The sequence below is a fragment of the Staphylococcus massiliensis genome (assembly GCF_043186315.1).
Lineage (GTDB): Bacteria > Bacillota > Bacilli > Staphylococcales > Staphylococcaceae > Staphylococcus > Staphylococcus massiliensis.
Genome location: NZ_CP171119.1, coordinates 2,289,342 through 2,301,482 on the forward strand (window position 1 = coordinate 2,289,342; position 12,141 = coordinate 2,301,482).

Genomic DNA, 12,141 nt, shown 5'->3' on the forward strand with positions numbered 1-12,141 from the left:
CCTATTTACCCCATCGGATAGTAACTGCGCCCCATGTGAGACCGCCGCCAAAACCGACTAGAACTAATACATCATCATCTTTGATTTTACCATTTTCTAATTCTTGACCGATACTTAACGGAATAGAAGCCGTTGAAGTATTACCATATTTGTTCACGGAAACACTCATCTTCTCTTTAGGAAGATTTAAACGCTCACGAGCTGTTTCCATAATTCGAATGTTCGCTTGGTGTGGAAAGAACATACTAATATCATCAGGTGTAAGGTTTGCTTTTTCAACAATACGTTTAGAAGCATCACCCATGATTCTTACTGCAAATTTAAATACTTCACGACCATTCATTTTAATCGTATTCATATCTAAATCTTGATATAAGTATTGACCGCCGATGCCATCTGAACCAAGTTCATAACTTAGTATGCCGCGTCCTTCTGATACTGGTCCTAATACTGCTGCACCAGCACCATCACCAAATAAAATAGCTGTTGAACGATCATTTTTATCTGTAATCTTAGATAACTTTTCAGCACCGACAACTAAAACGTTTGTATAGTCGCCTGATTCGATAAAATGCTTCGCAGTTATCATTGAATACATAAAGCCTGAACATGCTGCGAGTTGATCCATTGAAGCGACCTTACGTAGACCTAAGCGCTTTTGTAAAATGTTTGCTACGGATGGAAATGGATAATCTCCTGTAGCTGTACCTACGATGACCATATCAATATCTTCAGGTTCTAAACCAGCGTCTTTAATCGCTTTTTTAGAAGCCTCATATGCTAAATCAGAAGTATCTTCATCTTCACGAGCCCAACGACGTTCTTTGATACCTGTCATTTTTGAAATCCATTCATCAGACGTATCAAGATATGATTCAAAATAGGCATTATCGATAACACGTTCAGGAACGTGTACACCAAAACCTTTGATTCCTACATCCATGACTGTACACCTTCTTAAAATAATTTTAATACCAGGTATTAATTTAACATAAGCTTGTTTTTAAATACAAGTCTCCACCATTATATAATATTTGTAAGACTATACAAATTGATTTCTATTCATTATACTTAAAGAAAGATTAAATTATGGAGGCTTGTGTCATGAGATACGTCATTACATTTATTTGGGCACTGCTTTTAATGCAAATGATCAACTTTGTATTAAATAGTCTTGCTGGTGGTGGCAGCCTTAACTTCTTCACACCAATCGTTATGGCTGTTATAATCGTGATCGTTATCGCTATCTTAGATGCTATTATGAAACCATCGAAACGCGATTCACATGCTAAATCTGAAGTTTCACATCAAAGATAATTTTATAAAAATTGGGTCAGAGACGTTATTGATTTCTCAATACGTTACTCTGACCCTTTTTCATTATGATTCAACTTCGAAATTAAGTGATTCGTCTTCAAGCGAAACTTTAATTGTAGTACCTTCATCAAAGTTCTCTTTAATCATCAGACGCGCTATAGGTGTCTCAATGTGCTTTTGCACGAAACGTTTTAACGGACGTGCACCAAATTGCGGTTCATATGCAGTGCGACCCATCCACACTTTCGCTTCTTTAGATACATCGAGTTGAATACCTTGATCCATTAATCTGATATTTAAGTTTGTGATAATACGGTCTATAATCATTTCCATATCTTCAACCGTTAATGGTTTAAATAATACAATGTCATCCATACGGTTCAAGATTTCAGGTTTGAAATAATCATGTAAGCGTGACATGACTGATTTCTCAGTTGATTCCTGAATATCACCAGTTGATTGAACGTTATCAAGAAGAATGTCAGAACCGATATTACTTGTCATGATAATGATCGTATTCTTAAAGTCGACGCTACGACCTTTAGAGTCTGTTAAACGACCATCGTCTAGAATTTGAAGTAACACGTTAAAGACATCTGAATGTGCCTTCTCAATCTCATCAAGTAAGATGACTGAGTAAGGATTACGTCTTACTGCTTCTGTTAATTGACCGCCTTCGTCATGACCGACATAGCCTGGAGGTGCACCAATTAAACGTGACACAGCATGTTTCTCCATATACTCACTCATGTCGATACGTATCATGTGCTTTTCAGAATCGAATAATGTAGAAGCGAGTGATTTCGCAAGTTCTGTCTTACCGACACCAGTTGGACCTAAGAATAAGAAACTACCGATTGGTCGATTAGGATCCTTAATGCCTGCACGTGCTCTTACAACCGCATCAGACACAAGATCAACTGCTTTATCTTGTCCAACCACACGTTCATGTAAGATATCACTTAAGTTGAGTAACTTTTCACGTTCTGTTTCAACGAGTTTGGAAACTGGAATGCCTGTCCATTGACTCACGATATCGCCAATTTCTTCGTCAGATACCATTTCTCTAATGATGTGATCGTTTTTATTTCCATCCGCTTCTTGGAATTGTTCCTCTAACTCTTTGAGTTCACGTTCTAATTGCGGAATTTTACCGTGTTGTAGTTCGGCTGCTTTCTCTAAGTTATAATTATTCTCTGCATCTTCTAATGCTTTACGTCTTTCATCAAGTTCCGTACGTTTTTCTTGTACGACTTTAATTTTTTCTTTTTCCTTTTCTACGCGAGACGAAATTTCAGCTTGTTTTTCTTTCTCATTCGCGAGTTCTTCTTGAAGTTCTTTAAGTCGGTTTTGACTGGATTGGTCAGACTCGTTTTTCAGTGCGCTTTCTTCGATTTCAAGTTGCATCACGCGTCGATTGACTTGGTCAAGTTCTGTTGGATTAGAACCCATTTCGGTCTTAATTGTGGCACAAGCTTGGTCAACTAAGTCAATCGCTTTATCAGGTAAGAAGCGATCTGTGATGTAGCGGTCTGATAGTTCTGCCGCTGCCACTAAAGCACGGTCTTGAATACGCACACCATGATACACTTCATAACGCTCTTTAAGACCACGTAAGATTGAAATCGTATCTTCTATATCTGGTTCACTGACGTTTACTTTTTGGAAACGGCGTTCTAACGCAGAGTCTTTTTCAATATATTCACGGTACTCATTTAAAGTTGTAGCACCAATACAATGTAATTCGCCACGTGCTAACATGGGTTTTAACATGTTACCTGCGTCCATCGCACCATCTGTTTTACCTGCACCAACTAACATATGAATCTCGTCGATGAAGAGTAAGATGCGACCTTCTGATTCTTTAATTTCTTTAAGAACTGCTTTTAAACGTTCTTCGAATTCACCACGGTATTTCGCACCGGCTACAAGCGCACTTAAATCAAGCTCAAATACCGTTTTATCCATTAGTGTTTCAGGCACGTCTTTTCTAACGATACGCTGTGCGATACCTTCAACGATTGCTGTTTTACCAACACCAGGTTCACCGATAAGAACTGGGTTGTTTTTCGTTTTACGACTTAGGATACGAATCGCATTACGAATTTCGTCATCACGTCCGATAACGGGATCCATCTTACCGTTTCGTACTTCTTCTACTAAGTCGCGACCATATTTTTCTAAAGCTTCATAGTTTACTTCTGGATTTTGAGATGTCACATGATTCCCTCCTCTAATTTTCTTAATGATTTCTTTGATGACCTTTTCTTTATGTGAAACAAATGATTGAGTTGTTTGATCAATTTCCATTGCAGCTAACAATACGTGTTCCATTGAGATGTATGCGTCTTCATATTGTTCCATGTATTGTTTTGATTTCGTAAATAGTTCGTTCGTTTTAGGCCCAACGTATTCACCATATGTGACGTTATCACCTTTAACCGTTGCATAAGATGCTAACTTCTTATTATACGCTTCGATTAATTCATCCGTATCAACTTTCGCACGTTCAAGAATCGATTTGAAAAGACTATCATGTTCGAGTACGCACGATTTTAACACACATTCAATTTCGACATTTTGTATCTTTTGATTTTTAGCTTCTTCAATCGCCTTTTGTAAGGCACCTTGAACAGCATGCGTCATTTGATTTATGTCCAATATCGTTCACCTCTCAGTTATCGTCTTGACTTTGACTTTCTTTGACTAATACTAGTATAACGCCACAACTCATGACTTTCAAATGATTTAACTAAAAAACACGTTCCCCTTTCAAGATTTTTTAATCTTTTTAGGAAACGCGTTATATTTACTTCGTTTGATTCAATTCACTAATGATTGCGCGTGACAACGCTTTGATGCCTGGTGCTTCTAAATGTATGCCATCATATGCGAAATACTCCACATGTCCTTCTGATTTCTTATACCAATCTACTAAATGGACGTTGTCATGTTCTTCGGACGCTTCTTTGAGTAATTGGTTCACGTGCGTTTCGTAATTACGAGGAACGCGCGTGTTCACGAGATAGACGTTAGCTTGATTGAACTTTTCAAGGAGGGAATCGAGTTGCGCCTTTGAAAAGTCACCATTCGTCCCTAGCTCGAGCACCACGATCTTACCCTTCTTATTGTAAGACGCATACTTCTTCTCGGCTAAAGGTACGGCCTGAATTAAATTACGCCCCACCTTACCATCAATTTCTGATAGAGGGATTTCGCCTTTAAAATATGAACCGATATCTACCATTATAGAGTCACCTAGTAACAGAGGCGCGAGTGTTGTATCGTTCTGCGTGATCAGTTTGTCGCCGGTTAGATCGATATGGTCAAAGTGTATGGGTACGGCAATTTGATCTTCAAGCTTATTTGTATTAAACGTCGTGTTATGTGACGCATCAGCTTGGACCTTTGATAATGAATTAAAACCACCAAGCACTGAAACGGTTAATATAAATATCATGAGCGCAGATAGGATTGTGCGGCCATATCGTCGAAAGTTGAAAGGATGAACTTTGAACGCTTTGAAACCCTCTCTTCGGATCGGTGTTTCAATAAATCGATATGACACTTCTGCACAAGCAAACGTAAGCACAACCTCTGATACGTAGATGTACCAAGGGATTTGGCCTTGTACAAAATAAGAACTCATGACACTCATAATCGGATAATGCCATAAATATAAACTATACGAACGCTGACCGATATACTTGAGTATCGGTAAACTTAAGACTTTCGATAAGTATGTGCTTGGATGCACAGCGCTCATAATAATGAATAACGTGATGAAAGACAAGATATAAAAGCCGCCTACATATAGTACAGGCATTTGATCGTTTATAAGAAACATTGACGCGATAAGTGCGATGAGTCCGAAGATACCTAGACCTTCGACAGTATATTGTAGCGTCTTTGGCGGATTAGCTTTCAACCGAAATGGCGGCCAAATGAATGCTAAGAGTACACCGAGTAATAGCGTTTGTAGGCGTGTATCTGTACCGAAGTAAAGTCTTGATAATGATAAGCCGAACCCTTTTAACGACATCATCACGATTAAGGAAATGATTGAAACTCCGAATAAGATTAATATGACTTTGTGTCGTTTCTTAAATTTCTTTAGTAAAAGCCCTATGATAAGCGGGAATAAAATGTAGAACTGTTCTTCGATTGCAAGTGACCATAGATGCTTGAGTGGCATCAATTCAAATTGATTGAAGTAATCGACATCTCGAAAGATGTACCACCAATTGGATACATAAAAAATGGCTGCCGTTGCATCCTTACGAATTGAGAGAATGTGACCTTCATCAAAGAGAACCGTGTATAAGACGACACTACTTATTACGAATAAGCTCGCGGGTAATAAGCGTTTGATTCTACGGAGCCAGAATCCTTTTAAGTCGATGCGCTGCGATGCATCATATTCATATAGTAAAAGACTTGTAATTAAAAAACCTGAAATAACGAAAAATGTATCGACACCGACAAACCCGCCAGATAACCATCTTACGTTGAGATGGTACACCATGATGGCAATAACCGCTATTGCACGTAGACCATCTAAACCAGGTAAATAACGTTTTTGTCCGTGATTGGATGATTGATTTGGATTCATGAGGTTTTCATTCTTTCTAAAATAAATTGAGTTCATTCTTATAAAGCGATGCATTCAATGTGAACGGTATGTAATTTGAATGTTATATAATAAACTTTACAAGCAATAATATGATTGTAATATTTTTGTTATATTTTTGCAATAATCTTTAATATAATCTTAGAAGGCTTTTGAAGCGGAAGTTTAGTGGCGTGATTCTGAGTAAGCGGTGCGGTCTTAAAAGGCCTTTTCAAAAAATAAAAACGTGAGACTTAAATCGCCTCACGTCTTCTCTATCTATATGAAATTCAGATTAGCTTACACCTAACGCAATTTTAGCGTAACGTGACATCATATCTTTATTCCATGGTGGATTCCAAACGATATTTACTTCAGTATCTTGAATCTCTGGTAACTCAGCTAATGCTGTCTTAACTTGATCAACGATTTGCGGTCCTAATGGACAACCGATTGAAGTTAATGTCATTTCAACAGTGCATAAACCATCATCGTCTAAATCAACTTTATATACAAGACCTAAGTTAACGATATCAATACCTAACTCGGGGTCAATTACGTTCTCTAAAGCGCCTAGGATATTGTCCTTTAATGCTTCATCCATCCATATCACCTCTTTTAATTTTAATCATAAATACAATATATCAAATATCCGACAAAACGCCAATAAAATGCTATGATATTGATACATGAAAAGTATTTACATAAGGAGTTTTATATGGAACAGCACTTAATCGTTTTGGATTTAGACGGCACATTATTAAATGATGAAAAAACAATCCCACCTTACACGAAAGATATCTTAAATGAAGTTATGCGTCGCGGGCACCAAGTTATGATTGCGACGGGTCGCCCGTACAGAGCAAGTAAGGTTTACTATGATGAACTCGGTCTTAATACGCCTATTGTGAATTTTAATGGCGCCTATGTCCATCATCCTAAGAATGAAGATTTCCCAGTGACGCATCGTGTACTTGATTTAGGCTTATCTTTAGAAGTGATTAAGTCTCTACATCGTCATGGTGTAACGAATATGATAGCGGAAGTTAAAGATCATGTGTATATCAATTCGCCGGATGATCGCCTTTTTGAAGGGTTTAGTATGGGAGAACCTGAAATTATTACGGGTGATTTACGTGAGAACTTGAAAGAGGCACCGACTTCCTTATTAGTGGAAGCTAAAGAAGAGTCTATTTCTGACATTAAGGACATGTTAAGTCATTTTTATACTGAACATATCGAGCATAGACGTTGGGGCGCGCCATTTCCTGTTATTGAGATTGTAGCTAAAGGTATCAATAAAGCGCGCGGTATCATGTCTGTTTGCGATTACTTACAAATTCATCAATCACATACCATTGCTTTTGGTGATGAAGATAATGATATCGAAATGATTAAATACGTGCGTAATGGTGTTGCGATGGCAAACGCTTTAAGCGAATTGAAGGATGTTTCTGATGATGTAACGGCGTCGAATAACGACGATGGTATTGGCGAATACTTAAATCGTTACTTTAATTTAAATATGCCTAAGACGCGTGAGCAATAAACCTTTTAAATTGGGAGTGGTTTGGATGTCAAAGATTGTTGTTGTAGGTGCCGTGGCTGGTGGTGCTACGTGTGCAAGTCAGATTCGTAGGTTAAATGATGAGAATGCGATTACCATTTATGAAAAGGACCGTGATATGAGCTTCGCCAATTGCGGCTTACCATATTATTTGGGTGACGTTATTGAAAAGCGTGAGTCGGTACTTGCGATTGAACCTAAAGATTTTAAGGATAAGAAAAATATTGATGTGCATACGTATCACGAGGTTATTGCGGTTGATAGTCAAGCTAAGACGGTGACGGTTAAGAATCATCAAACTGGTGAGACGTTTGAGGACACGTACGATTATTTGATTTTAAGTCCTGGTTGCCGTGCTAAGTCGTTAGGTTTTGATGCTGACTTTATCTTTACACTACGTAATATGGAAGACACTGACCGAATTAATGATTATATTGAGGCGCATGATGTAAAGCGCGTATTATTGGTTGGTGCTGGATATATCTCTTTAGAGATGCTTGAGAATATGTATCACCGCGGACTGAAGCCGACTTTAATTCACCGTTCTGATCAAGTGAATAAGTTAATGGATCAGGATATGAATCAGGTAATTTTAGATGCTATGGATGAACGCGATATTCCTTACTATTTAAATGAAGAAATTGATTCCATTGAGGGTCATGACGTGACCTTTAAATCTGGGAAAACGGAATCGTTCGATATGATTATTGAAGGCGTTGGCGTGGCACCTAATTCCGAATTCTTGAAAGGTAGCGGCGTTGAACGTGATGATAAGGGATACGTCCCGGTTAATGAGAAGTTTGAAACGAACGCGGATGGTATTTATGCGCTCGGCGACGTGATTACTTCATTCTATCGACATGTCGATCTGAAAGCTCACGTACCACTTGCATTTGGAGCGCACCGAGCTGCGAGTATTATCGCTGAGCAATTAGAAGGTCGTTCTGAGATTGTGTTCAAAGGGTTTGTCGGCGCAAACATTGTGAAATTCTTCCAGTATACGTTAGCGAGCACTGGCGTGACCGTTAAAGACTTGGATCAATTCGATTACGACGTCGTTAATCATACTTCCAATACACACGCCGGTTACTATCCCGATAATTCTAAGATGCATATTCGCGTCTATTTTGAAAAGTCCTCTCGTAAAATCTTGCGTGCTGCGGCTGTTGGTGAAAAAGGCGTTGACAAACGTATCGACGTTATAACGATGGCGATTATCGGGGAACAAACCATTGACGATTTAACAGAATTTGAAGTAGCTTACGCCCCGCCGTACAGCCATCCAAAAGACATTATTAACATGGTCGGATATAAAGCTCGCAACAAGTAAAGTGATTTCAGGTAAGAGCGGTGTACCTCCTATCTTAGCGTCGTTAACTTCTACTTGGCTGGTTTAGCTCAAGCAGTTAGCCTTTGATGTTAAGTTATATATTTTTAATGGTCTTAAAGCGGTATGCCTCCAAGTGATTGGCTTTGGAGGCATTTTTTATTGGACGTCCGTTTGCTTTTTAGACGGTTTAGCTATTGGCAGTTAGCCTTACAAGTTAGTGATACAAATTTAATTCTTTCAATGCGGTGTGCCTCCAAGCGCGTGTGCTTGGAGGCATTTTTAATTTTGTTTGACTCGGTTGGAGTATTTTCGGTCGTGATAGTTCGGGCTAGCGATGGCGTGCTAGATAGTATAGAGGTAACCGTTAGAATTACACGTTTTCTGAGTCTTGTAAATCTAGAGGGCCTTGGTTTACACGTTTCTAATTTCTTGTAATTTTAAAGGCCCTTGGTTTACACGTTTCTGATTTCTTGTATTTATAAAGGCCCTTGATTTACACGTTTCTGATTTCTTGTAAATTTAAGGGCATTTGATTTACACGTTTTCTATGTCTTGTAAATTTAAAGGGCCTTGGTTTACACGTTTCTGATTTCTTGTAATTTTAAGGGCATTTGATTTACACGTTTTCTATGTCTTGTAAATTTAAAGGGCCTTGGTTTACACGTTTCTGATTTCTTGTAATTTTAAAGGGCCTTGATTTACACGTTTCTGATTTCTTGTAATTTTAAAGGCCCTTGGTTTACACGTTTCTGATTTCTTGTAATTTTAAAGGGCCTTGATTTACACGTTTCTGATTTCTTGTGATTTTAAAGGGCCTTGGTTTACACGTTTCTGATTTCTTGTAAATTTAGAGCCCTTTCATTTACACGTTTTCGATTTCTTGTAAATGAAGGTATAAGCCCTACGTTTATCACGTTTCTACTTTCTTGATAAACCAAGCCCCTACGTTTATCACGTTTCTACTTTCTTGATAAACCGCTTAGCTTAATAGCTGGTATAATACTACTGAACCTAAATATTGTAGCTTAAGACTCTAAACAATAACTATAAAATCTTTACTGAAGCCAGAATACTACAAATAGCGCTAACATTTCTAACCGGCATAATAAGCTTCAGTCAAACTTTTCCGTTCTATCAATGGAATTATCTTTCAACCGAACTATTCCCTTACTTACCGTATTACAAACGACGACCGCAATATAATCATCCTATCAACCAGTAGTCCTCTATCCGCCCATCAAAAAACGCCCTAACGACTTCTACTTCATTAGCGGAAGTTGTTAGGGCGTTGTTATACTGTCTTGGCTTTTCAGGAATCGATTAAGATAAACCGAATAGTTGTGTGATTGGTCCTAGAGGTAAGATTGTACCTAGGATCATTGTTAGTAAAGCGATTACTAACGTCGTGATGAATAAGCCACGACTGTTTTGTTTTTTCGTTTTCTTAGCAAGCGTTACTTCTGTAAGCGCGATTACTGCTAAGCCACCAATCATTTTAAGTGTTAAAAGCATATGGTTAGCATCAGCCATGCCAAATGATTTAACGACTAACCAAATACCTGAAATTAACGTTAATAATAAGAATAAACGTAGTGCCATACGTAATGGTTTGAAAGATGGACTTGGTCCTTGTTTATTTGAAAAGTTTTGATAAGCTGCAATAAACAAGATGATTGTTACGATCCAACTTACAATATGAAGATGTACCACGTGTCATTCCCCCCTCTTTTCTTTATTAACTCATATCCATAGTATCATATGATGAATCGTTAGAATACTAAAGATAACCAATCATTAACAATCTTATAACGATTTGGCTTTTTTAAAAAAAAGAAAACCTGGAACAAATTACCGAGGTAAAATGCATCTTGCACGAACTCGGTAAGTCCCGCAACACGATACATGACGGGTTGTTCCAGATTCAATCTCATTTAAAATTATTCAGTTTCTGACGCGACGTAGTTCGTTAACGTACCGATATTGTCAATCGTCACTTTGATTTCATCGCCAGGTTGTAAGAATTTCGGTGGATTCATACCTGCACCGACCCCAGCCGGCGTACCAGTTGCGATAATATCGCCTGGATGAAGGGCTACGTATTTCGAAATTTCTTCGATTAATTCGTCGATCTTAAGGATCATTTCGCCTGTGTTACCGTTCTGACGAATTTCGTTGTTCACTTTCGTTACGATATCAACCGCTTCAGGTGTTGGTAACTCGTCTTTCGTCACGATGTAAGGACCCATTGGGCAACCACCTGTTAAACTCTTTGATAAGAAGGCTTGGTCTTGAGCTTTCTGAGCAGTACGGTCTGTGATGTCGTTAATAATCGTGTAGCCGTATACGTAATCAAGAGCAAGACCACGCGGAATCTTCTCACCATGCTTACCAATTACAACGCCAAGTTCGCCTTCGTAATCGAGCTCGTCTGTAATATCTTTGTGGTTCGGAATCGTAGCATTATCACCTGTTAAAGATGACGCTGCTTTCGTGAAGACATATAAACGCTCAACCTCGTGGTTTAACTCATCAGCGTGTTTCTTATAGTTACGACCAAATGCGATTACATTATTAGTTGGCGTAACGGGTGGTAAGAAGTCAATATCAGCGAACTGAACTTTATACGTCTCAGCATCGCCACTATTCTCAGCTTTAACAACCGCTTTTCGAACCTGTTCTTGGAAATCAACAACTTGGTTCATTTGTAAACCTTCTAATAACGTCTTAGGATTAAAGTCTTCTTCTGCAAAATCTCTAAATACCTTACCTAGATCCCAAGCCGCTTCTTCGCGTTTTACTTTAACGCCATAAGATATATCATCGTTATGTTTGAATGATAAGAATTTCATTCAGTATCAGCTCCTCTAAGTTACTTACACCAATTATAACGAATTTTTTAGACAAATCACAATTTTTTAATTATTCGTCTTAATTACGCCATTCATATATGATAGGTCCCCATTCAAAGTGTTATTACCTTAAGTTCGATAACCTTATGTCACCTTACATCAAGCGATTGATAATGCGTTTAACCCGACTCCCCCTGCAAAAGCCCTTTAAGCCACGTACCTCATCGCGCTTTAACATCAGTACCATCCCACACCCAAATAAGAATGAGAAGATGGGATAAAACGAGCTGATAACGAGTACCGAAATCACGCTAAATAAATGCTGATCCGACAGACTTAAAAAGTGTGTCAGATCAACATTTTTATATGGAAAACTAAAGTTTAAAATGTTCATAAGCAAAATGCCGAACAAGCTAATACCTCTAAGGGCGTCTAATTCAAATATTCTCTCTTTCTTTTGTGTAGACAT

General features: G+C 38.3%; 10 protein-coding genes. 3 read left to right on the plus strand and 7 right to left on the minus strand.

Translation table 11 applies throughout. The features are described 5' to 3' along the window. Window position 1 precedes the first annotated feature (1 nt). On the minus strand, window positions 2–943 hold the full coding sequence (locus tag ACF3N8_RS10975) for a beta-ketoacyl-ACP synthase III (protein ID WP_009383505.1): 942 nt from the start codon (window positions 941–943) through the stop codon (window positions 2–4). Window positions 944–1,104: 161 nt separating this feature from the next. Here ACF3N8_RS10975 and ACF3N8_RS10980 point away from each other — a divergent pair, with 161 nt between their 5' ends. Then, entirely contained in the window at window positions 1,105–1,317 is a 213-nt protein-coding gene (locus ACF3N8_RS10980) for a DUF2929 family protein (RefSeq protein WP_009383503.1), read from the plus strand. A 63-nt stretch (window positions 1,318–1,380) separates the two neighbouring features. Here the strand turns inward: ACF3N8_RS10980 and clpB are convergent, their stop codons facing one another. From clpB to ACF3N8_RS10995, 3 genes are all read right to left on the minus strand, one after another. Next, on the minus strand, window positions 1,381–3,978 hold the full coding sequence (gene clpB, locus ACF3N8_RS10985) for an ATP-dependent chaperone ClpB (RefSeq protein ID WP_009383501.1): 2,598 nt from the start codon (window positions 3,976–3,978) through the stop codon (window positions 1,381–1,383). Window positions 3,979–4,126: 148 nt separating this feature from the next. Then, window positions 4,127–5,965: an acyltransferase family protein gene (locus ACF3N8_RS10990; RefSeq protein WP_392449959.1), complete on the minus strand. Its 1,839-nt coding sequence runs from the start codon at window positions 5,963–5,965 to the stop codon at window positions 4,127–4,129. A gap of 256 nt (window positions 5,966–6,221) precedes the next feature. Further along, the gene (locus ACF3N8_RS10995; protein ID WP_009383499.1) at window positions 6,222–6,530 is read right to left on the minus strand and encodes a metal-sulfur cluster assembly factor; all 309 of its coding nucleotides are present in this window, start codon (window positions 6,528–6,530) and stop codon (window positions 6,222–6,224) included. Window positions 6,531–6,644: 114 nt separating this feature from the next. On the opposite strand from ACF3N8_RS10995, the gene ACF3N8_RS11000 reads away from it, so the two are divergent. Both ACF3N8_RS11000 and ACF3N8_RS11005 read left to right on the plus strand, forming a co-directional pair. Further along, a complete protein-coding gene (locus tag ACF3N8_RS11000) occupies window positions 6,645–7,475 on the plus strand; it encodes a Cof-type HAD-IIB family hydrolase (RefSeq protein ID WP_238101039.1) in 831 nt (276 codons plus the stop codon). A gap of 25 nt (window positions 7,476–7,500) precedes the next feature. Continuing rightward, a complete protein-coding gene (locus ACF3N8_RS11005) occupies window positions 7,501–8,823 on the plus strand; it encodes a CoA-disulfide reductase (protein ID WP_009383496.1) in 1,323 nt (440 codons plus the stop codon). Window positions 8,824–10,143: 1,320 nt separating this feature from the next. Here the strand turns inward: ACF3N8_RS11005 and ACF3N8_RS11010 are convergent. The 3 genes from ACF3N8_RS11010 to ACF3N8_RS11020 form a co-directional block, all read right to left on the minus strand. After that, window positions 10,144–10,533, minus strand: a complete 390-nt coding sequence (locus ACF3N8_RS11010; RefSeq protein WP_009383494.1) for a YisL family protein — start codon at window positions 10,531–10,533, stop codon at window positions 10,144–10,146. 227 nt (window positions 10,534–10,760) lie between these two features. Next, a complete protein-coding gene (locus ACF3N8_RS11015; protein ID WP_009383492.1) occupies window positions 10,761–11,672 on the minus strand; it encodes a fumarylacetoacetate hydrolase family protein in 912 nt (303 codons plus the stop codon). Between the two features lie 154 nt (window positions 11,673–11,826). Next, entirely contained in the window at window positions 11,827–12,141 is a 315-nt protein-coding gene (locus ACF3N8_RS11020) for a hypothetical protein (protein ID WP_009383490.1), read from the minus strand.

What these genes read in the sequence shown, in the direction of transcription:
- ACF3N8_RS11005 (WP_009383496.1), top strand. Translation starts at nt 7,501, where the DNA reads ATGTCAAAGATTGTTGTTGTAGGTGCCGTGGCTGGTGGTGCTACGTGT.
- ACF3N8_RS10990 (WP_392449959.1), bottom strand. Translation starts at nt 5,965, where the DNA reads ATGAACTCAATTTATTTTAGAAAGAATGAAAACCTCATGAATCCAAAT.
- ACF3N8_RS10995 (WP_009383499.1), bottom strand. Translation starts at nt 6,530, where the DNA reads ATGGATGAAGCATTAAAGGACAATATCCTAGGCGCTTTAGAGAACGTA.
- ACF3N8_RS10975 (WP_009383505.1), bottom strand. Translation starts at nt 943, where the DNA reads ATGGATGTAGGAATCAAAGGTTTTGGTGTACACGTTCCTGAACGTGTT.
- ACF3N8_RS11000 (WP_238101039.1), top strand. Translation starts at nt 6,645, where the DNA reads ATGGAACAGCACTTAATCGTTTTGGATTTAGACGGCACATTATTAAAT.
- ACF3N8_RS10980 (WP_009383503.1), top strand. Translation starts at nt 1,105, where the DNA reads ATGAGATACGTCATTACATTTATTTGGGCACTGCTTTTAATGCAAATG.
- ACF3N8_RS11020 (WP_009383490.1), bottom strand. Translation starts at nt 12,141, where the DNA reads ATGTCTACACAAAAGAAAGAGAGAATATTTGAATTAGACGCCCTTAGA.
- ACF3N8_RS11015 (WP_009383492.1), bottom strand. Translation starts at nt 11,672, where the DNA reads ATGAAATTCTTATCATTCAAACATAACGATGATATATCTTATGGCGTT.